The following is a 21,324-nucleotide window of genomic DNA, read 5'->3' on the forward strand; positions in this document are numbered from 1 at the left end:
CGTACATTTTGTACCTAACATTCTAAATACTACTCATCATATTGAAGATCAACTTTGTAAACAGATCCGCTTTTCTTGGGTCGCTTAGCAATTGCATCATCTGGTTTTGATGGGCATCGCTGCTGCTTAAAATTGCATCGTCTACGGCTTTAGGGAAGTCACCTAGCATGGCTTGCTCTGGTGTGTTGTTGGCCACTTGGTGCATTACCGTTGTGTTTTCTTTTACCTTACCCAAAATGGTGTAGGCATAGTTAATCATATCGGCGTTGGTAAGCTCGTCGGTAATAAACAGTTCATTTAGTTTTGCCACCAACTCTGAAAGGAAGATTTCTTTTTTATCTTTAGGTGATGCTGAACCTAAGGCATCGCCTGGTTCTAGTTTACAGTCTGCGGCGTCTTCTTTTAGCTTAATGTCTTGCTGGCGAATTTTAGATAAGCGGTAATGGCTCATCACCACATTGCTTAGATCGATATCTTCTTCGTCTGTTTCAGCTTCACGCAGCATTGGCCTTAGGTTACGTGCATAAAGGCTAAGCATTTCTAAGTCTTTATTTTCGTAATCGACAATTTGCGACATAAACTCATAAAAACGAACAAAGGTGCCTAAATCTTTCTTGAATATCTCCAATGCATCTTTTTCTTTTTTACAGTCTTTAAAGCTGTTTTCAGCGTTAGCAATTAACACGGCATCATTTGTCTTCTTTGTGCGCTCAAACATCTCTTTGGATTGCTTATACGCTGCCACAGCCGACTTATAACGGCTAGTCCAACGCTGTACCGCAGGTTTACAGATATTGCCAATAGCGGCGTTACTTTTACTTTTAACAAAGAAGGCTTGAGCGAACTGCTCTACTTCATACCATTGGAATATCCCCGCAGCACGTAGCTTGTCATGCAAATCCCAGATTAAGTTAGGATCAGAAACATCGGCCAATTCAGCGGTTTGATAATAAGGCTGAAAGGCATCCAGAATATCTTGCGGCTCGTTAAAGAAGTCTAAAACAAAGGTGCCCGTTTCTGCCTTACCTGGATAGGTACGGTTTAAGCGAGAAAGCGTTTGCACACATTCAACACCACCGAGCTTTTTATCCACATACATAGCGCATAATTTAGGTTGATCAAAACCGGTTTGAAATTTATTGGCCACTATCATCACTTGATAATCATCGCTGTCGAAGGCTTTACGCATATCACGCCCTTTTAGGCCAGGGTTCATATTAGCTTCGGTAAATTTGTCACCAATTAACGCTGCTGAGTTAGGATCTTTGTCGGTGAATTCTACTTCACCTGAAAAAGCGATCATGGCTTCAATGGCTTGATAGCCTTTTTCTGCTTTTTTATCGGCTAAATATTTATCAAAAGACAGCTTGTAGCGTACTGCTTCTTTACGCGAGCTAGTTACTATCATGGCTTTAGCCTGACCACCTAATAAACCCATGATGTTGTCTTTAAAGTGCTCAACTATCACCTGTACTTTCTGGCTTATATTGTAGTCGTGTAGGCGCACCCATTGGTTAAGTTTTACCTTGGCTTTTTTGCTTTCAACTTCTTGATCCTCGCTTTGCACTTTCATAGCAAGGTTATAAGCCACTTTATAGTTAGTGTAGTTTTTTAACACATCTAAAATAAAGCCTTCTTCAATAGCTTGGCGCATGCTGTACACATGGTAAGCTTCTGGCTTATTGGTTTTAGAAGCAGGTTGGCTTGGGTCTGGCAAGCGGCCAAATAGCTCTAAGGTTTTAGTCTTAGGTGTAGCGGTAAAGGCTAAATAACTAAGGTTCTTAGAAGCTTTGCGCGAGGCTACAGCGGCGTCAAGAATATCATCTGCGCTTAGCTCTTCATCTTCGCCTTTGCTATCTATCATTAACACTTCTTTTAGCTGCCGAGCAGTGCTGCCGGTTTGCGAGCTATGGGCTTCATCAGCAATAACCACATAGTTACGCTCTTTTAAGCTAACGCTGTTTTCAATGGCTTTTAATACATAAGGGAAAGTTTGAATAGTCACAATAATAATGGGCTGTGAGCTTTCTAGCGCCGCGGCTAATTTTTCTGATTTAGAGCCATCACCTTCAGTGCGATTAATACGGCCAACCACACCTTCGGTAGCCGTAAATTGCGAGATAGTTTCTTGTAATTGATCATCAAGTACCGTTCGGTCTGTTACAACAATAATAGAGTCAAACAGCTTATTACCTTCGGCGGTATGCAGTGCCGACAACTGGTGAGCAGACCAAGCAATAGAATTAGATTTACCCGATCCCGCACTGTGTTGAATAAGATACTTTTGGCCTGGGCCTTCACTGCGGGCGGCATTAACTAACTTGCTAACCACATCCCACTGATGGTAACGCGGAAATATTAAGGTTTCTTTCTTGTACCGGCGCCCTTCCCAATCTTCTTTGTCTTCAATTTCTAAATGAATAAAACGAGCCAGAATATTCAACAAGTTATCGGGTAGTAATACCTCGTTCCACAAATAATCGGTTGCGAATTGGTTTATATCGGCTGGAACATCGTTGCCTGCACCGCCTTCAGCCGTACCTTTATTAAAAGGTAAGAAAAAAGTGTTATCACCTTCTAAACGCGTGGCCATATACACTTCATATTGGCTAACAGCAAAGTGCACTAAAGCGCCACGCTTAAAGGTAAGCAATGGCTCTGGTTTTTTAGTGGCGGGGTCAATAGGCAAGCGCGTGGTTTTATACTGCTTAATGGCATTTTGAATAGCCTGTTTAAACTCAGACTTAAGCTCTAAGGTGGCAACCGGCAAACCATTTAAAAACAAAACCAGATCAATGCGCCATTTTTTGGCTTTTGCACCCGTTTCTAATTCATGCTCAATACTTGTCCACGGTGAATAAGTTAACTCTGGCACAAGGCGTAATCGGTTCTTAGCGTAACGGGCTAAAGTATCAGGGTTTAAGTCATGCTCGGGCTTAAATTGGCATAAACTAAAGCGAGTACCACGGTCACGCAATTCATTACGTAACACGCCTAAAGTACCGAAGCTACGTAATTCTTTATTAGCTGCATTAGGGTCGGCTTTGTTTAATTGCGAAGCAACACGCTCTATAAACTTTTTCTCTGGATGCTTTTCATTGCCAACAGATGGGGGGTAAAGTGCACAGAATTTTTGCCATTGCTCATCTTGAGTGTCTTTAATAAAACCCAACACATCTTCTTCATACAAGGCCAATTCGCGGTTATAACCAGCGGGATTACCCAGCAACCAACCATTAGCAAGCAACTGATTAATCATATCGTTTTGAAATATAAACTCAGTTGATTTATCACCACCAAATACAGCTTGCATAGGGTTAAGTCCTTTTATGTTCTTTTAATATTTTTGTTATATTCAATCTTACGCTTACTCAGCTTGCCAATTACGTATATCACAAATCGGCAGGGATAGCTGATTTGGACAATGACACAAACTCTCAATATTCGACACTATGCACTAATCCCACTTGTGTCATTACCCGCAGGGTGTGAGACATGATGTCGAACATCAATTTTACCAGTTACGGCTGCGGAGATTAGTGCAGTGCGGCGCTCTTGCATTAGTTGAATATTCTTTTCGCATTTAGAAACAGTTTGATCGATCACAGTTAGCTTATGCAGTGTCTCTCTAACAATTTCGATTTGTTCATCAGCAGGTGGGCACGAAACCACTAACTCTCTGATGGTTTCTTGATTGATATTAGGGTCTTTTCGCGCACCCTCTGCACCTACCATCCAATAAGGTCGATAGAACTCTACATATAAATGTAAAAAGTCAGGGTGTATTTTTTCATTTGGAAGGATTGCACAGACCGCCTGATTTATTGACGATTCAAATTTTAATAAAGAGTGTTTGCCAATAGTTCCTGCTCCACCATACATTGCTATCAATACGGAATTGATAGGTATAATTGTGCATGCTGACTCTCGAATAGCTTTGCTTGTAATAGATATGGGAGTTTCAAAAAGCTGATCATTATTCAAGTCTGTTGATCTTATCCAAGGAATATTACCATCCTGATAATATTCCTCATATTTAGAGGTGCTTGGTGTACCTCCACTTTCAGTCTTATAAAACCACTTTATCTTTGGGGAGCGCCAATGCTCCGGCACTTCCCCTAGCCACTCAACACCTGAATCACGCATCGGGGCGTTGGGGTTTAGGCCTTTGGTGACGGCATGACTAATAACGGCTTGGCGTTTTTCTTTTAGCAGTTGGATAAGCTGTTGTTGTTTGTCGATAAGGGTATCGATTTTGGCGGTTTCGTGATCAAGGAAATTGGCGATTTTTTCAGCTTCGTCATCAGGAACTTCAGGGATTACAATGTTTTTCATCTCCGAAGAGTTTGTGCTCCATAAGTCTGCAACTATCCCCTTACCGTAACGATAAAATTCTTCCTGAAAGGGTTGGCTTCTTAAAAGATGATGTGCATAGCTTGGACTGATACGTTTTGGCTCCATAACTATGCTAATTAAAGATACAGAGCCTTCCAAAGGTGAAATGCCAGAAGAACCTTTACGGTCTGACCTGCTATTAATAACAAAATCATTTTTCTTCACCAGCTTTCGATTGTCACCAGCATCTGTTTTGGCTGCATTCTCAAGCTGTGGAACAATCCCACTCATCGTCACGGAAAGCGCTGAATAATCTTTATCACTAACTTTTTCACGTCGCTCTACAAAAAACTGCCCCAGCCTTTTTGCTTCCCAATGTTCGGGCAACTTACCCAGCCACTCAACCCCAGAATCCTTATATTTCGGATACGCCTGATACTTACCCATGAACTAATCCTCTTGTTGAGGGTTTTTGCGTGAGAGCAAGGCGTGCCTGCGCGCAGCGAAGGAGCATACAGATCGTATGTGACTGAGCGGCCGCTCTTTTGCATCCATGCAAACGCGGCATACCGTTCGTCCTGAACATAAGCACAGCCACAACGCAGCAATCGCGTAAAAAGACCATCAGGAGTGCACCTCTTGCAGCAGCGCCATAATCTCCGCCGACACCGCATCTAAATCCGCATCAATCTCGGCTAAGTCCCTTGGTGGCTGGTACTCGTAGAAGTGGCGGTTAAACGGAATCTCGTAACCGACAATGCCAATCTGCTCGTCTTTCGCATCTTTCTTACTGGCGTCGATCCAGGCATCCGGCACATGGGGCTGCACTTCTTTTATAAAGTAGGCTTCGTTGAGGGCATTAACGCTTTGACTTGGGTCCAGTGCGACGTTTTCATTATCGCGCAGCTCGCTGTCGGGCTGGTATTCAATGGTTTTGCCGTTGACATCAAACAGGCCATAGATTGGATTAGGTGAAACTTTGTGGACTTTCTTAATCACTTTCTCGGCCGCTGGGTTTTTCCAGCTGACAGCGGCGGTGATTTGTTTCAACTCTTTCGTATCGAGCTTGAGGCTTTGCGCTTTGATCGCAGCTTTTACCGCAGCATCGTAGCGATTCATATCATCGTGCTGCTCACTGCCAATCACCGCTTGCAGTTGCTGAGCTTTGAACATGATCAGTTTTTGCTCAAGCCAAGTTTTGCTATCGAGTAGTTCTTTGATTTTCGCTTCTTTGAGCTCGCTGAAATTGGCTTTGCAATGCACGCGAATCTCAACGATTTGATCGTCATTAAAAACGCCATAGTTTGCACAATCAGTGCTGTCGCTCCAGTTCTGCCCGTAGCTGGCATACACCCACTTCATCGGGGCATTCAGTTGTTTGTCATCAAAACGCAGTTCGGCAATGCGCTCATCACTGAACTGGTAGCTTTCGCGCAATGGGCGCTCAATGCTGATGCGGCGGTAACCAAATTCATGGTTGTCGAAAATCTTGCTGGCAAAGGTTTTCGCGGTTTCAGCTTTGGGGTTAGCTGACTGGCGGCCACGATTGCTTTTAACATCAGCAGGCTTATCTAAATCTCGTGCTTCTTCTTCGGTAAAGGCACCAAAGCTGCGAATGATGGTGGCGATATCTGACTCGCTCATCTCATTGCGTTTGCTGCCGAGGGATTTGCGCATTTTGCTGTACAGATTGACGCCATTGATCAGCTGCACTTTGCCTTTGCGTTCGTCGCGCTTTTTATTCGACAGCACCCAAACATAGGTGGCGATGCCGGTGTTGTAGAACATATCGGTGGGCAGGCCAATAATGGCTTCCACCAAATCGGCTTCTAGCAGGTAACGGCGAATCTCGGATTCACCCGAGCCCGCGCCACCAGTAAAGAGCGGCGAGCCATTAAGGATAATACCGATACGACCGCCGCCTTCGTTTGTATCACGCAGCTTGTCGATTAAATGCATTAAGAACAATAACGAACCATCGGAGACGCGTGGCAAGCCGGGGCCAAAACGACCATCAAAACCTTTAAGGGTATGTTCGTCTTTAATGCTGGATTCAATCTTTTTCCAGTCCACACCAAACGGTGGGTTAGAAAGCATGTAGTCAAATTTGTCGGCGTACAGCTGGTCGTTGGAAAGCGTGTTGCCGAGTTTAATATTAGAAACGTCTTGCCCTTTTATCAGCATGTCGGCTTTACAAATGGCGTAGCTCTCAGGGTTGAGCTCTTGACCAAAGGCACGCATAACAGCGTGAGGGTTCAGTTCGTGTACGTATTCCATACCCGAAGACAAAAAACCGCCCGTACCTGCTGTTGGGTCATATATGGTACGGATAATACCGGGCTTGGTTAGCGCATCGTCGTCTTCCATAAACACTAATGCTGTGGTTAGGCGCACTATGTCACGCGGGGTAAAGTGCTCACCGGCAGTTTCATTAGAGCCTTCAGCAAAGCGGCGAATTAATTCTTCAAACACTAAGCCCATATCGTGGTTAGAAATCGCCTTAGGGCTAAGGTCGGTTTGGCGTACTCTTTGTACTACTTTAAACAGTAAGTCGGCATCGTTAAGCTGACCTAAAAACTCAGCAAAGTTAAAGTATTCAAATATCTCTCGGGCATCTTTAGAAAAGCTTTGAATATAGTTTTCCAAGTTAGCTTTAATGTCGTCTTGGCCAAGCTTGGCTAAGTCCATTTTAGAGGTGTTATAAAAGCTTAGGGTTTGGCCATTAACTTGGGTTGCCCTTAATAGCAGTTTTTCTTGCGCTTCTTCTGGCAGGTTCATGGCTTGAATTCTGTCGTACTCGGCTAATACCTGCTGTTTGCTTTGTCCTAGCACGCCTTCTAAACGGCGCAGTAAGGTAAAGGGTAATATAATGCGGCCATACTGGCTTTGCTTAAAGTCACCACGTAACAAGTCGGCGATAGACCAGCAAAATGCAGCCAAATTGTTTGGTTTAGCGTTAGGTGTAGAAGACGTACTATCTGCCATTTTAATATCCATAAATGATGAGTCGTTATATTAACGAAAATGTTGCGATGAATGACTACTATAAATTGTGAATCATCCATGAATACACATTTCGATGATACCACAACATTTACAGAAGTTTCAGTAGGTTGAAAACAGCATAACGCCGCACACAAAGCGTTTATACTGCGAGTGAGTTCATTAGGTAGGATACTCAGGTTAAAGTGTTTTCTTACTGGCATACTAGTTTAAATTCTCTGGTTATAAACCAGTCTCTAAAGACTAGGTAATAGAGTTAAACTTAACTCTGCTTTCAAAGCCGTTACTGCACCTATATTGAGTGTGAAACACCATTAAATTATCGGTTGTTATCGGCCAAACTGCACCTAACAAGTGGAGGGATTTAGCTAAACGAACTAAATTTTGAGCTTGGCAAACTCATGGTAAAAGATATTTTCAGCTGATTCGTATTTTGTGTGTGTCAAGGTATTTGCTTATTTTGCCACCTATTGCTAAGATGATTTTGTGACTGACAACAAAGCAAGTCCCCATTTAAGGTAACCACAAATTAATAGTGGTCAAAATGGAAACTTTCAAGTTGTGGCCGTTTTGTGGCCGTTAATTAGTCAGACCTATCTATAAACCACCTGTAAGCACCTAGAGCAAAAGCTCTAAATATCCTGTAACTGCTTGTTTAATATGATTTAAACTGTTATAAAATGTTTTAGACTGCTTTAGTGTGTATTTATAACACCACCTTGACATGGTAGGGGTCGGTGGTTCGAGTCCACTAGGACGCACCAACAAATTCAAACAAAAAAGCCGCTTTTAAAGCGGTTTTTTTGTATTTCACTTTATTCTCCGCCCTAAATATCTAGTCCCATACCCAATGTGTTTACTCCTTGCAAAACTTTGTTCTGGTTGCGTAAACAAGTCTAAAAATAAGCTATTTATAATCTACTAGTAACAACTAAAAATTTTATTTGTAAAAATAATGCTTAAAGATATTAAACACTAGACTAAACAATAGGCTAAAAAATCAACCGAATTAAGTCTTTAATGCATAGTAATGCTGATTTAAACAATCGCCCTGATTACGACTGTGTGATTCAAGATCTCACAGGTTATGTATTAACCTTCCAAATTTTTGGTTACTTTAGTCACTGGTTAATTTTTAAACATATTTTAATCGTTCGACTACTATTATATTGAGTACACAGTCAAGCATCTAATCTAACTAAGTGTTAAAAGATTGAAGCTTTAGCTGCTAAAGAAAACTTAGTATGTATTGCCAAGCTTGATGGATTAAAAACAGTAATTAATCCGTTATCGCTAAGCGTGTCTCAATGTTAATTACAAATAAAGCAAAATTTAAACAGGATCAAATTAACCAAATAACTTGCTAGGATGGATTATGAAAAAGAATATTGATCATACCGACCCCGCTAAAACGATGAATCCAAAACGTGGTAATGGAGGTGAGACTCATCAAGATGCAGACAAGAAATCTCAAACATTAACTACTCAACAAGGAGTAGTGATTAGTGATAATCAAAACTCGTTAACATCAGGAAGTCGCGGCCCTACACTTTTAGAAGACTTTGTATTACGTGAAAAAATTAATCATTTTGACCATGAGCGTATTCCAGAGCGTATTGTGCATGCAAGAGGCAGTGCGGCACATGGTTACTTTGAACTAAATGAATCTTTAGCAGACTATACAACCGCTAAAATACTCTGTGAAACAAATAAACAAACACCTTTATTTACTCGATTTTCTACTGTTGCCGGAAGTAAAGGTTCTAAAGACACACCTCGTGATGTACGCGGTTTTGCTGTCAAAATTTATACCGAACAAGGTAATTGGGACATTGTCGGCAATAATATGCCTATTTTCTTTATTCAAGATGCAATGAAATTTCCTGATCTGATACATGCTGTGAAACCCGAACCAGACCGTGGGTTTCCTCAGGCTGCTTCTGCCCACGATACTTTTTGGGATTTTGTTTCATTAAGTCCAGAAACCATGCATAACTTAATATGGCTTATGAGTGATCGTGCCCTACCGCGCAGCTTGCGTATGATGGAAGGCTTTGGCATTCATAGTTATCGTTTAATAAATAAAGAAGGCATAAGTACCTTTGTACGCTTTCATTGGAAACCCGTGCTTGGAGTACAGTCAACTACTTGGGATGAAGCCGTAAAAATCTCTGGTGCAGATCCTGACTATCATCGTCGTGATTTATTCGAAGCAATTAATAATGAAGACTACCCAGAGTGGGAATTTGGTGTGCAATTATTTACTGAGGAAGATGCAGAACAATTTCCTTTTGACCATTTAGACGCCACAAAACTTATTCCTGAAGAGCTCGTTCCAGTAAAAATTGTCGGTAAAATGGTGCTCAATCGCTACCCTGATAATTTTTTTGCTGAAACCGAGCAAGTCGCATTTTGTCCATCGCATGTAGTTCCCGGCATAGATTTTAGTAATGATCCTTTGCTGCAAGGCCGGCTATTTAGTTATTTAGACACCCAGCTATCCCGGTTAGGCTCACCTAACTTTGCCCAAATACCTATTAATGCACCTAAATGTCCATTTGCTAATATGCAACGTGATGGCCACATGCAGATGCACGTACCTAAAGGTCGGGTTGCCTATGAGCCGCAAAGCTTAGACCCAGAGATGCCGCGTGAAAGTGCTAAGCAGGGTTTTGTATCATATCAAGAGCAACTTGACGATAATGTAAAAGGCCGGGTTAGAGCAGATAGCTTTGCGGATCACTACAGTCAGCCTCGTATGTTCTACCGTAGTCAAACCCCCTACGAACAAGCACATATTGCTTCAGCTTATGCGTTTGAACTTGGTAAAGTAGATACACCACATGTGCGCATGCGCACACTTACGCACATACGTAATATTGATGAAGACTTAGCTAAGCGCGTTGCAAGTGCGCTAGGTATGACCTTACCAGAAGCTACCGCTCCCGCTGCAGCCATACAAGATATGGCAACCTCAGCTGCTTTACAGACTATTGGACTTTCACCTAATAGCTTAAAAGGTCGTTTAGTGGGTATCCTAGTTGCCAAAGGCTCGAAGCGTAGTGAGATTGAAAAATATCAAACTGCCGCTAAAGCACAAGGCGCAAGCGTGAAAATTGTAGCACCAGGCCGTGAAGTTCAGCTTGATGATGGTACTCGCATTCAATCTGCAGAACGTATCGCTGGTGCCCCGTCAGTTTTTTTGATGCCGTCGTCAGCATCATTATGCCTGATCAAGCCAAACAACTGGCTAAAGATAGTTCAACACTAGATTGGTTTACTGACGCTTACGTACATTGCAAAGCCATTGCTTATTGCGGTGCGACAGATGAATTTATCTTAAGTAAACTGCCGATTAAAAAAGATGACTTTATCACGCCACTTTCTGAAGTAGATACCTTTATAGAAAATGCTAAAACACGACTATGGCAGCGTGAACCTAAAGTGCGTGACTTAGCATAAAGCTAAATGACAGCATAAAAATTATGCTTAAGATTAAAGCCTATATTGTTAAGCGTAAAGTAAGTAAGCCCAAAACGCAGCATAACTACTGACGTTTTGGGCTTAAAATCCCCCTCACCCTAAAGTTTACACTCCTTCAACATCCATCCAAAAAACTTCACTTTAATTTCAACTTTCGCTTTCACATATAACTAGAGTTAAAGCTCTGTTTTATTTAACAGCCTTTTTAGCTCACTTACTCAACTATTTTTTAATTAACCGGGCCTCATTCATATTAGGTTCATTAACTTATTTGTTGTTTATTTCGTCAATTCACTAACGCATTAGTTAAAAATTAATATATAGTGGCCCGCTTTTTTTTTAAAAAAAATATAAAACACCGCTAATTACTTCGCAAATAAACAATTTGCCTAAGTAAATTGGAAACAGAATTCGAAAGCTTTAAAGGAATTAATATTGCTTAGCCACATTAAAGATCTCTGCCCCCAATTAGGACTGTTTTTTAAGTTTTTTACACTACTGTTCAAACTACACCTAGAACAATTCAAAACATTAATAAGCGGTTTTTGCTCGATATTACCACAGTTGCAAACGGTGCCATTGACTGCCGTTTATCGTAAGTTTAGCCAAGGGAATGGGTGGGAGAACTCTATACTAAACAATAGTAATCAATTACTTATTTACGACTTACCAGCGCAATCAGGTGTATTGAACTGGTGGAGTAACAGCAGCCAGTATGGCGATAAATTTATCCGCAATAGCGATTCTGATACTGAATTTTATTGGGCCGCTTTGTTGTGTCATCAAATGACTTGTTCATCTATGCAAAATGCCGCTAACTAATACAAAAGAGAAATATTATGCTTAAGAATATGCTGGCTATTACCTTTGACACACTTGGTACCTATACTAAAAAATATGGTGTTACTAGACTTAGAATATTTTTAAGCATTGTGTTTTTGACATTGATGCAAACCGCTTGGGCGGCGACCCCCGCCGATGAAAATTTTGACGCATTGCCAGTTGCCAATCAGGGAAGTAACTCCGTGACCATCAACGGCATTACCTACACCAATAATGCGGCCAATAATATTATGATAGCTAATGATGGCTATCTCGCATCTGGAGCAGATCATGCCTTGGTATATCGCAGTTTAGGAACCAATACATCGACTTTAGTCAGTTTCAAAACGAGTGATGGTGATGAATTCAAACTGAACAGTTTTGCAGTTTCTACGGGTATTGGTAACACTACTGACCTTACCATTAAAGGATATAAAGATAATGTAGAGCAAGTGAGCACCAGTTATAATCTTTCCGGTATTTATTTTGGTACTTTTAATGTTTCAGCGAATGCAGGCTGGGAAAATATTGATGAAGTGCGGATTAGTGGTGTAGATCTCGATATAGACATAGATGATTTGGACTTTAGCCCTGCTATTACCAACAACGCCCCTGTGTTGACAAACCTAAACGGTGACAGTGTCGCCTGGGCTGGCGTGGGTAATTATGTGTCCTTAGATGCTGGCACCAGTCTCGGCGTGAGCGATGTTGAGCTTGATGCGCTTAACGGTGGTAGCGGTAACTATGCCGGCGCCTCTTTAACCCTGCAACGCGTTGGCGCTGCGATTACCACAGATGTGTTCGGTTTTAATACCAGCGGCGCGCTTTTCAGCGTCAGCGGTTCCAATCTGCAGAGTGGCGGCCAGACTTTTGCGACCTTTACTAATACTACTGGCGTACTGAGCATCAATGTTAACAGTAGCGAGACCACTGCCACCAAATCACTGGTGCAGGATGTGTTGCAACGGATTCAATACAGTAATAATACCCCCGCAGCGGATGCTGTGTTGCGTTTTAGCATAAGTGACGGCACAGACAGCACTACGGTAGATGTGACAGTCACCAGTGACAGTATCTATGTCACCAATACTACCGATACCGCAACGATTAACATCAATAATGGAGTGAGTTTCAGCGAGGCGGTAGCAATAGCCTTAGCAGACACCAGTGGCAGCCAAACGCTAATTTTGTCTGATGCATTTACCAGTAGCATGGTACTGGCTGGAAATTTAACTATCTCAGAAAATTTAGCAATTGACGCCAGTGCTGCGGGTTCAAGTTTTGTTATTGCGGGCAACACCTTAACTTTAGGTTCAGGTTTTACGCTGTCCTTAACCCATGCTAACCAATTGCAGATTTCCAGTACTATCAATGGTGGCGGCAATTTGAGCAAGTCTGGTGCGGGCAGCTTGCTCTTGACCGGAACCAACAGCAGCCGCACCGGCAGCACCTCTGTGTTGGGTGGCACACTGGATATTGCCACTGACACTAATCTAGATGGTGCCAATACCGGCGCCTTGATTTTAGATGGCGGCACCTTGGCGATGTTTGTGGCTGGCGGTTCTACTGGTAATCCTATTATTCAGACCATTAATAATCCCATCACTCTTGGCGCCGCAGGCGGGTCATTCAATCCAACGGGCGGGGGTGGTCGTAACATTATTAATATGTCCGGAGTGATTTCCGGTAGCGGTAGCCTGACTAAAATTGGCGCCTCAGTGCTGCAACTTAGCGGCAATAATAGCTATTCAGGTCAGACCCTAATCACCACTGGGGGTTTGCTTTTAGCCCACAATAATGGTTTAGGAGCAACATCTGGCAGCACTACCGTTAACGCGGGTTCGGCACTACGGGTAACCGCAGGTGTGGTCAGCCCTGAACCACTGTTTCTCAATGGTACCGGTAGAAATATTGACAGTACCGAGTACGGGGCTCTGGGAGCAGATGCTTACAGCCTGGGTACCAGCACAATGTCCGGCAATATAGAGTTATCTACCGGTACGAATATTAGCGCCATCGGCGGCAGTAATTTGATCTTAAGCGGCATCGTCAGTGGCACAGGTACGCTAACTAAAACCGACGCTGGGAGCGTAACGTTAACGAGTATCAACACTTACACAGGTAGCACATTTGCCTCTGCAGGCACCTTAGTGTTGGATAATGGTGCTGCCATGGCAGACGGGACTGAGGTAAGCATAGCGTCGGGGGCGACTTTGCGACTTGATGCCAGTGAAACCATAGGGGCGCTTTCTGGTGCAGGAACGCTGTCCATGAATAGTGCTCATTTGACTGTTAACCAAACCAGTGATAGCAGTTTTTCTGGCAATATCACCGGTAGCGGCAGCAATTTAACCAAGTCTGGTTCGAGTAAGTTAACCCTTTCTGGCACTAGCACTTACACAGGTATCACCAGTATCAGCGGCGGTAGCTTGAACATAACCGGCGCTTTAAACGGTACTACCGGCGCTACAATTGGCTCAGGTGGAGTGCTAGAAGGTACGGGAAGTATCTTTGCGACCAGCTCAACGAATACCTTGACTGTGCAAAGTGGCGGTACTTTGTCACCAGGGGGCTCAGGATCTGGCATAGTCACAATTAACGGCAATCTAACCATAGCATCGGGCGGTGTCCTGACGGCACAAATAGCAGGGACGGTGCTAGGTTCAGGTTATGACTCTGTTACAGTGAACGGCGCTATCGATGTGTCATCGGCTAGCTTAAATGTCAGCCACAGTTATACCCCGGGATTAGGTGATAGCTACCGCCTACTAGTAAACGATGGCATAGATAGTATAACAGGAAGCTTTACCGGTTTGTCTCAGGGTGGAACCGTAGCGGCGAGTGGTAACTCTACATTACTGACAGCTTATTATGCTGCAACTGATGGTGGTGGTTACAGTGGTGGTAATGAGTTTATGCTCGTTGCGCCAGTAGATAATGTTGCACCAACAGTATCTTCAGTCAATGTACCAGCTAATGCAACCTACGTTACTGGACAAAATCTTGACTTTACCGTTAACGTTTCAGAAGTTGTTTACGTCAACACAAGCGGAGGATCGCCACAATTAGCGTTAGTGATCGGCTCCACCACACGCGATGCCGTTTATCAGGCCGGTTCGGGTACGTCATCTCTACTTTTTAGATATACTGTAAACGCTGTTGATAGTGATAATAACGGTATTGTGCTATCTAGTACGTTGTCTATTAACGGCGGTAGCATAAAAGACGCTGCTGGCAATAACTTAGTGACTACGCTTAACAGTGTAGGAAGTACCAGTTTAGTCTTAGTTAATGACTATACAGTACCAGATGCACCAGTTATCGGCAGTGCAACTTCCGGTGATACTCAAGCTAGTGTCAGTTTTACTGCTCCTGCAAATACCGGCGGCGTTGCAATTACTGGTTACACTGTCACGTCTAGCCCAGGAGGGCTCACGGCGACGGGAGCATCTTCACCACTTACTGTAACAAGCTTAACTAATGGCACAAATTACAGTTTTACTGTTACCGCAACAAATTCTATCGGCACCAGCTCTGCTTCTGCTGCATCAAATACGGTTATCCCTAAGGCAGCACAAGTCATTACTTTTGCTAACCCCGGCGCTCAAAGCTTTGGCAGTTCGCCAACGTTAACGGCGACGGCAAATTCTGGGTTAACACCAGTGTTTACTTCATCCACCACCGGCGTGTGTACCATTACAAGTGGCGGCGCATTAAGCTTTATCACCGCGGGCACTTGTACCATTAACGCTGATCAAGCGGGTAACATTGCTTACTTGCCAGCACCGCAGGTAAGCCAAAGTTTCTCGGTTAATGCAGTCGTTTCTAGTGCGCCAATAATCGGCACTGCCACCGCAGGTGATGCCCAAGCTACGGTTAGTTTCACGGCCCCTGCCAGCAATGGTGGCGCCGCCATTACTAGCTATACCGTGACTTCAAGCCCCGGCGGCTTGACTACCAGCGGCGCAGCTTCACCCTTAACGGTAACTGGCCTAACGAATGGTACGGCCTATACCTTTAGCGTTACTGCGAATAACTCTGCTGGTACCAGTGCTTCTTCTGCTACGTCTATCGCTGTAACACCAAATGGCGCGCCAACCATTAGCGGTACGCCTAATACCAGTGTTAATCAAGGTGTTCTGTATTCTTTTACCCCTACAGCCCTAGATTCCCCAAGTGATAGTTTACATTTTAGTATTACCAACAAACCCAGCTGGGCAAACTTTATTAGTACTACCGGCGCATTAACCGGTACCCCTAATAATGCCGATATTGGCGTGACAACGGGTATTGTTATCACCGTATCTGATGGTAGTTTAACCGCATCGTTGGCCGCCTTTAACTTAACGGTGACTAACACAAACGATGCACCCACTATTACTGGCTCGCCACTTACATCGATTGATGAAGGCAATCCTTACCGTTTTGAACCCGTAGCCAGTGATATTGATGCAGATAGCACCTTAACGTTCAGTATAACCAACCAGCCAAGCTGGACAACCTTTGATACTGCAACAGGTGTATTAAGTGGCACCCCGACTAAAACCGACGTTGGGGTGACAACGGGGATTATTATTACCGTCTCGGATGGTGAGCTATCCTCTAGCTTAGCACCCTTTTCGCTTACGGTTATTAACGTCAACGAGGCACCTATGGCTGTGGATGACAGCTTCACGTTGCCTTTCTCTGCTAGCAATATCTACAACTTAGATGTACTCGTAAACGATACCGATCTGGATCAAGATAGCCTAAGTATTACTGCAGCAAAAAACCAAATTGGCAGCATTAGCATTCAAGCCAATAAGTTGCAGTTTACCGCGCCTGACAACTTTAGTGGGACGGCAACGTTTAGCTATACCATTACTGATGGCGAATTAACGGATATGGCACAGGTTACCTTACTGATTGAGGGCACCAATCCTGATGCTCCCGTCATTACGGTTCCTGACGATCTATTGGTTAATGCCACCGGCATGTTTACCAAGGTTAATGTTGGGGTGGCTACTGCAATTGATACTAAAGGCAATCGCTTAGCCGTCACTCTAACTAATGGCTTACCGATGTTCCCTGCCGGCAAACATCAATTAAACTGGCAAGCTACGGATGCTAACGGTGTGAGTAGCACAACGACTCAAATGCTACAGATACAGCCTCAGGTAGCTATTAGTAAACCGCAAACGGTTAGTAATAACAGCCAAGTGACGGTAAGTGTCATGTTAAATGGCCAACCACCTAGCTACCCGGTGGATGTGACTTACCATGTTACAGGCACGACTAATGCCGTGACCGAGCATAATCTCGCCTCAGGCTCTGTGCTTATCAATTCAGGTCTTAGTGCAACTATCAGCTTTGATGTCTTTGCCGACTTATCTACGCTGTTAGAAAAAGATATTGTGATCACCCTTGATAACACGCTTAATCTTGGCGCCAATGCCAGTAGTATTATCACGGTAACGGAAGCAAACTTAGCCCCAACGGTGAGATTAAGTGCTAGCCAGCAAGGTGAAAACCGGCTAACGCTAGGTAAAGCTTCTGGTCCGGTTACGGTGTCGGCACAGGTTGAAGATCCTAACCATGCAGACACCATTAGTCTGCAATGGTTGGCTGATACGGCCTTAACCAATAGTTCAAGCGATAGCAGCCAATTTGTGTTTGACCCTATCGGTTTAGCGAGTGGCGTGTATAAAATTACCCTAACGGCTACAGATAATGCAGCAGAGCCATTAACCCGGACTGACGAAATTTATCTACTGGTACAAGATGTATTGCCTACTTTGGATGATAGCGACAGTAATAACAACTTGATCCCAGATAATATAGAAGGTTTCGCTGACAGTAATGGCAACGGTATCCCTAATTATCTAGATCCTGGTTTTGCGTGTCATGTCATGGCCGAGCAGCTTATCAACATTACTCAATTTGTCGCTGAAGGTGAACCAGGTACCTGTTTACGTAAAGGTGCAGCTGCAGCCCTGAGTAATACCGGTGGCCTTTTATTAAGCCGTGTCGATCTGCAATGGATAGAGCCCGATATGCAGGCCACTAACATTGGCGGCAGCTTTGACTTTATCTTACGTGACTTACCTACAGCCGGTGCGAATTATCGTATGGTATTACCACAGCTGCAACCGGTGCCAGAAAATGCGGTTTATCGTAAATTCAGCCCAGAAAAAGGGTGGAGTAACTTTGTCCTAAACGATAACAATCAACTATTTACTGCCGCGGGTGAGCCCGGTTTTTGCCCTCCTCCAGGTGACGCTATCTGGCAAGAAGGCTTAACGGCAGGTCATTGGTGTGTGCAGTTACTAATAGAAGATGGTGGCCCGAATGATGCTGATGGTATGGCTAACGGAACTATTGTTGATCCAGGCGGTGTAGCCGTTGTGTTAAATGGTAATTCGCTCCCAGTGGCGACTCACGATGAGTACTCGGTACAATGGAATCAAACCCATACGCTTAATGTATTAGAAAACGATACGGATGCCGACGGGGACGACTTAATAATTAATCAAACGTCAGCCGCCTTTGGCAATGTGAGCATCAGTGAAGACGGCCAGACCTTGTTATACACACCTGCGTTAGATTTTGTCGGTACAGATACGCTAAGTTACAGTCTTGCTGATGGCAAAGGTGGCAGTGCCAGCGCCTCGGTAACAGTTGTTGTGTATTACAATAGAGCACCAATTGTCACTAATAGCACAGCTAGCACTAATGATAAAACCACTATCGAGATAGATGTGTTAGCAAATGCCTCAGATCCTGATGGCGATACCTTAGTGCTAAATAACGCCCGAGCACAACAAGGTAGCGTTGTCATTACCGCGGCTCAAACCTTGCGTTATACGCCTAAGCCTGGTTTTAGTGGTATGGATACGGTTAGCTTTACGGTCAATGATAATGTAGGGGGCAACGTTAATGGCGAAGTCACCATTACTGTTGCAGCTTATGAAGTTATTACTGTCGTTAATAAATCATCCGGTGGTACTACCGGTCTAGGGTCTCTGTTGTTATTAAGTTTGTTAGTCGTACGCCGTTGCAAACTGCGCACGGTTTTAGTCAGTTCATTGTTGGTACTCAGTAGCATGGTGTCGGCTCAAACTAGCGGCTTTACGGTAGACGGCTTTATAGGCCAGAGTAAAGCTCGTCAGTCGGCCAGCGAGATTAGTGCGGGTTTACCGGCGCAAACTCACTTACGCCAGTATGACGATACGGCGACTAGCTTCGCACTCGGTGGCAGCTATGCACTTGCTGAGCGCTTAGCGTTACAAGTCCATTATGTCGACTTAGGGGAAACATCGCTTAGTATTGAAGCCGATACACTTACCCCTGAGCAAGTGCATAACACAGTTGCAAAAGCCGGTCCGCTATTAGCAAAAGGTATTCGCAGCGGCTTAAGTTACTCTTTTTGGCAAACAACCCGTTGGACTGCATCCGCGCAAGCGGGTGTGCTGAGCTGGTGGAGTAACAGCAGCAGCCAGTATGGTGATAAGGTTATCCACACTAGCGACTCTGATACTGAATGTTATTGGGGAGCTGCTGCGGGGTATACCTTAACAGAGCAATTAACTCTGCAATTAAATTATAACCGCTACACGTTTAGTGGAAATAAAGCAGATAATCTTATGCTTGGGCTGAGCTTCAGCTTCTAGTGATAGCACACAGGCGCCCTTGGGCGCCTGTGTTTTTTTACTTCAACAATACATCCACTAATGCAGATACATCTTCTTACTGCGCTTCTTATGACTACATATTATAACTGCATATTATAACTATCAATTGTAGCGTAAACCTTGCTAGTACCATCTTTAAGTAATACCAATATATCATACGGCATAAAACGGTCGCCCACTTCCATACCTGGTGAACCTAATGGCATGGCTGGTACCGTAAGTCCAATAGCATTGGCCACTGGTTCTGCTAAAAACATATGGATATATTTTGCTGGAATATGACCCTCAAATACATAGCCATTCTCAGATACTGCTGTATGGCATGAGATATGATTGGGCTGAATGCCATAACGATTTTTAATAAAGCTTAAATCATCATAGTCTTTTGCGATAGCTGTTATGCCATTTTGCTCTATATGCGATATCCATTTTTTTACAACAGCCACAGCTACTTGTTTTATAAACAGTTAATAAAGGCTCGCTCTGTTGTTGGCTCACCACAGGCTCTGCCGTAACTTTCGGATCATTATTAGTTACAGCGGGTTCCGAGCATGCTGTTAGCAAAAACACTGCTGCAAATAAGGCAGTTAAAGTTGTAATTTTTGGCACAGGGTTCTCCTAAAAAATAAGTCTTAATAACAAATAAAGCTAAGATTAACTTTGTGGCCCAACAAGTGTCGTAAACACGCTAGTCGTCACTAATACTGAGACCACCAATAGCGTTTCAATTAAAATTGACAGCCGCAACGGTTGGGCATTTTTATGCTGCGCCAACTCAGCAACAAGTTTAAGTTTATGCCAAGCCGCTAACAGCAACATGCCACTGACAAATATCAGTTTTAACATCAATAACTGACCATAGTCGGTAGTGAATAAATTGCTAATAGGCTCTACAAGTTGCAGTAGTAATAGCACACCACAAGCGATTAATATGGATACAAAAAACACCGCTACCTTGCCAAAGTTTTCCATTAATGTCACTAAACTATCAGCTGGCAAGGCTTTACAACTTTGATGTAAGGGCCACAAAGAACCAGCCCAAGCTGCCATGGCAAGTATATGCAACATTAACAAGCCTTTAAACACCGTATTTAGCTCTACCGTATGGCCTGTAAAAGTAAAGCTAATTGCTAGCAGAATAAACCCAGTCACTGTGACTATTCTTAGTATGGTTTTAAACCTTGCCAGCTTGTTTATCCCCCACTCACTAAGTAACAACAGCGTAAAACCGACAACAATGAAACTGACTTGGCTACCCACTGCTGATTGCCACATGATACTAAGCATTAAGGGGTCAAACATGCCTGCTATGCCATTTTCAGCCATAGCACCGGCTTGAATTGGCAATTGTAACAGTGATATTACTAGGCCTAAGCCCGCCCATTTTAAAAACCAACGGCTAAGCCAAACATCAAAAGCCTCCAGCTTAGTATCAGTAGTCCTTAACTGCTTTGATCGTAAAGTTTGCATTAATATGCTGCCGACACAACTGCTGACTGCAGCATAAGTGGCAAACTTTGTTAGTAATAGCATTAACTCCCAATTGCCAACCATCACTAAGTTACCTACTATTAATGCTGATGAGAATGCGACTGGTGATTAAGTGACTGACTAGAAGGCTGTTTTGCTTCCATCTTCATATCGCCATGGAGCATAAAACCATAATCACCGGTCATTTTATGGCCATCTTGGCCCATAACAATCCAACTCACCTGATACTCGCCCTCTTTAAGGGTTGGCAGTGGCCACTCAAATTCTGAGGCGGCTGTAGCTGAAGCCGCAAAACCAAATTTAACCGCTTTTTTCTCTGCATCAATTAAGCTTAATTTCATCATCCGTACTGGGGCACTGAATGTCTGCTTTAACGTTGCAGGGCTTTGCATTAACATCGCCTCATCTGCTGGTACTGTCTCAGTTAAATCAACATGTGCAGACACCGTAGTCGCCATTAATAAAACAGCTATAGCACTCACTATTTTTAATGTTTTTAATATTTTCATTTTTATCACCT

The 21,324-nt window shown here is 43.5% G+C and carries 10 protein-coding genes; 4 read left to right on the top strand and 6 right to left on the bottom strand.

Annotation, left to right across the window (positions count from 1 at the left end; genetic code table 11):
* Nucleotides 1–22: 22 nt before the first annotated feature.
* From BI198_RS11370 to BI198_RS11380, 3 genes are all read right to left on the bottom strand, one after another.
* On the bottom strand, nucleotides 23–3,313 hold the full coding sequence (locus tag BI198_RS11370; protein WP_070049654.1) for a type I restriction endonuclease subunit R: 3,291 nt from the start codon (nucleotides 3,311–3,313) through the stop codon (nucleotides 23–25).
* A 137-nt stretch (nucleotides 3,314–3,450) separates the two neighbouring features.
* Nucleotides 3,451–4,782: a restriction endonuclease subunit S gene (locus BI198_RS11375; protein WP_070049655.1), complete on the bottom strand. Its 1,332-nt coding sequence runs from the start codon at nucleotides 4,780–4,782 to the stop codon at nucleotides 3,451–3,453.
* Nucleotides 4,783–4,959: 177 nt separating this feature from the next.
* Complete coding sequence (locus BI198_RS11380; RefSeq protein ID WP_070049656.1) at nucleotides 4,960–7,320, bottom strand: type I restriction-modification system subunit M; 2,361 nt, start codon at nucleotides 7,318–7,320, stop codon at nucleotides 4,960–4,962.
* Nucleotides 7,321–8,713: 1,393 nt separating this feature from the next.
* Between BI198_RS11380 and BI198_RS11385 the strand changes: the two genes are divergently transcribed.
* The 4 genes from BI198_RS11385 (at nucleotide 8,714) to BI198_RS11395 (ending at nucleotide 19,292) form a co-directional block, all read left to right on the top strand.
* Nucleotides 8,714–10,609, top strand: a complete 1,896-nt coding sequence (locus BI198_RS11385; protein WP_235605317.1) for a catalase — start codon at nucleotides 8,714–8,716, stop codon at nucleotides 10,607–10,609.
* Nucleotides 10,564–10,800 (top strand): type 1 glutamine amidotransferase family protein, encoded by a 237-nt coding sequence (locus BI198_RS16255; protein WP_235605318.1) that lies wholly within the window; start codon nucleotides 10,564–10,566, stop codon nucleotides 10,798–10,800. Before BI198_RS11385 ends, BI198_RS16255 begins: the two co-directional genes overlap by 46 nt.
* A 594-nt stretch (nucleotides 10,801–11,394) precedes the next feature.
* Nucleotides 11,395–11,643, top strand: a complete 249-nt coding sequence (locus tag BI198_RS15945; RefSeq protein ID WP_141728872.1) for a hypothetical protein — start codon at nucleotides 11,395–11,397, stop codon at nucleotides 11,641–11,643.
* Nucleotides 11,644–11,660: 17 nt separating this feature from the next.
* The gene (locus BI198_RS11395; RefSeq protein WP_083256605.1) at nucleotides 11,661–19,292 is read left to right on the top strand and encodes an Ig-like domain-containing protein; all 7,632 of its coding nucleotides are present in this window, start codon (nucleotides 11,661–11,663) and stop codon (nucleotides 19,290–19,292) included.
* A 101-nt stretch (nucleotides 19,293–19,393) separates the two neighbouring features.
* Here the strand turns inward: BI198_RS11395 and BI198_RS11400 are convergent, their stop codons facing one another.
* The 3 genes from BI198_RS11400 to BI198_RS11410 all read right to left on the bottom strand — a co-directional run bounded on the left by BI198_RS11400 (nucleotide 19,394) and on the right by BI198_RS11410 (nucleotide 21,313).
* Nucleotides 19,394–19,759: a DUF411 domain-containing protein gene (locus BI198_RS11400; protein WP_235605319.1), complete on the bottom strand. Its 366-nt coding sequence runs from the start codon at nucleotides 19,757–19,759 to the stop codon at nucleotides 19,394–19,396.
* A gap of 208 nt (nucleotides 19,760–19,967) precedes the next feature.
* Nucleotides 19,968–20,846 (bottom strand): copper resistance D family protein, encoded by an 879-nt coding sequence (locus BI198_RS11405; protein WP_158007092.1) that lies wholly within the window; start codon nucleotides 20,844–20,846, stop codon nucleotides 19,968–19,970.
* A gap of 38 nt (nucleotides 20,847–20,884) precedes the next feature.
* Complete coding sequence (locus BI198_RS11410; protein ID WP_070049660.1) at nucleotides 20,885–21,313, bottom strand: copper resistance CopC family protein; 429 nt, start codon at nucleotides 21,311–21,313, stop codon at nucleotides 20,885–20,887.
* Between the last annotated feature and the right edge of the window lie 11 nt (nucleotides 21,314–21,324).

It is taken from the genome of Rheinheimera salexigens (assembly GCF_001752395.1).
Classification (GTDB): domain Bacteria; phylum Pseudomonadota; class Gammaproteobacteria; order Enterobacterales; family Alteromonadaceae; genus Alishewanella; species Alishewanella salexigens.

Bases quoted from the DNA above. Each gene is read 5' to 3' on its own strand.
- BI198_RS11405 (WP_158007092.1), bottom strand. From the start codon at position 20,846: ATGCTATTACTAACAAAGTTTGCCACTTATGCTGCAGTCAGCAGTTGT.
- BI198_RS11370 (WP_070049654.1), bottom strand. From the start codon at position 3,313: ATGCAAGCTGTATTTGGTGGTGATAAATCAACTGAGTTTATATTTCAA.
- BI198_RS11380 (WP_070049656.1), bottom strand. From the start codon at position 7,320: ATGGCAGATAGTACGTCTTCTACACCTAACGCTAAACCAAACAATTTG.
- BI198_RS11410 (WP_070049660.1), bottom strand. From the start codon at position 21,313: ATGAAAATATTAAAAACATTAAAAATAGTGAGTGCTATAGCTGTTTTA.
- BI198_RS11385 (WP_235605317.1), top strand. From the start codon at position 8,714: ATGAAAAAGAATATTGATCATACCGACCCCGCTAAAACGATGAATCCA.
- BI198_RS11375 (WP_070049655.1), bottom strand. From the start codon at position 4,782: ATGGGTAAGTATCAGGCGTATCCGAAATATAAGGATTCTGGGGTTGAG.
- BI198_RS11395 (WP_083256605.1), top strand. From the start codon at position 11,661: ATGCTTAAGAATATGCTGGCTATTACCTTTGACACACTTGGTACCTAT.
- BI198_RS16255 (WP_235605318.1), top strand. From the start codon at position 10,564: ATGCCTGATCAAGCCAAACAACTGGCTAAAGATAGTTCAACACTAGAT.